This is a genomic window from Kitasatospora sp. NPDC093806, assembly GCF_040683335.1.
Classification (GTDB): Bacteria; Actinomycetota; Actinomycetes; order Streptomycetales; family Streptomycetaceae; genus Kitasatospora.
This window is the reverse complement of sequence record NZ_JBFBDO010000263.1, coordinates 1-1,343: the sequence shown is the minus strand read 5'-3', so window position 1 is coordinate 1,343 and position 1,343 is coordinate 1. Positions and strand designations below refer to the sequence as shown.

1 protein-coding gene is annotated in these 1,343 nt (G+C 75.2%); it reads right to left on the bottom strand.

Annotated features, from left to right (window positions below; translation table 11 throughout):
- Positions 1 to 154: 154 nt before the first annotated feature.
- Positions 155 to 826, bottom strand: coding sequence for a TetR/AcrR family transcriptional regulator (locus AB0N76_RS39855; protein ID WP_363565750.1), 672 nt, complete (start codon positions 824 to 826; stop codon positions 155 to 157).
- Positions 827 to 1,343 lie beyond the last annotated feature (517 nt).

Genomic DNA, 1,343 nt, shown 5'->3' with positions numbered 1-1,343 from the left:
GGACTGGCCGCGGTGGCCGAGGTACGCCCGGTGCACCGGCTGCGGCTGGCCGGTGCCGGACGCTTCGGCGACCGGGTGCTCTGGGCCGGGGTGGGGGTGCCGGCGCCGGGGGTAGGCGCGCGCGGGGGGCGGGGCGGGGCCGGGTGGGCCGGGGTCAGGCGCCGGGCGGGGGTGTGCGGCGGGGGGCGAGGCCTTCGAGCAGGAGGCTGACGGCCTGCTGGAGTTCGGTGTCCAGGCGGGTGCGGGGGCAGCCGGCGCCGGGGTGGCTCCAGCGGTGGAGGGCGCCGACGTACAGGTCGCGCAGGGCCTCGCCGACGCGTTCGGGGCTGACGGCGGCGCCGACGTCGCCGCGGGCGCGGCCCTGTTCGACGATGGCGGCGAAGACGGCGCTCAGGTGGGGGCGCTGGCGCAGCATGCGTCCGGTCTGGATCCAGGCGGTGAGCATGGCGGCGCTCAGTTCCGGTTCCTCCTCGTTGAGGTCGCTGAGCACGGACATGCAGGCGCGCAGCGCTTCCGCGGTGCCGGGGGCGTCCTGGAGGAGGGGGGTGAGGCGGTGGGTGAGTTCACGCAGGCGGGCCTGGCTCCAGAAGCTGATCAGGCAGTCCTTGCGCGGGAAGTAGGTGAAGAACGTGCCGCGGCCGATGCCGGCGTGTTCGGCGATCTGGGCGACGGAGGTGTCGGCGTATCCCTGGCGGCGGAACAGGGCCGCGGCGGAGGCGTAGACGCGCTCGCGGGTGCGCTCGCGTTCGCGGCCCCGTCCGCGCCGGCGCCGCGGCGCGGAGCCGGTGCCGGCGCGGACGCTCTCGTCGTCGGGGTGGTGGCGCACGGGGCCTCCTGGCGCATCGACCTTCTTGCATGACGGTCCATCAATAATCCACCATCCAAACATAGATCTGAGTACATGTCATGGCGCGGGTCCCCCGGCGGACGCCGGACGGGCCCACGTTCGTGAACTCTGATACATCTTTAGCCTGTGGCTAGGAAACGGACCTGAGTGTATGTTTGAATCAGGGCCCGGAGGCCGGGGGCAGGCAGCAGACGCGCGGGGAGGGCATCCCCGTGACCGTCCCGGCGAGCGGGCCGGTGCCCGCGCGCCGGCCCCGCGCCACCGGCGCCACCAGCGCCGCCGCCCGTGCCGCCGGCATCACCCGTGCCACCCGTGTCACCCGCGTCACCGTGCCATCCGCGTCACCCGTGCCACCCGTGTCACCCGTGTCATCCGCGCCAACGCGCCGGCGGTCCCCCTCGCGGGACCGCGCCCCTGACGGCCGCGACCTGTCACCCACGCCCGAACCCCTCCTGCCCCCGGCCGGACGCGTACCTGCGGACCGCGTCCGGCCGGG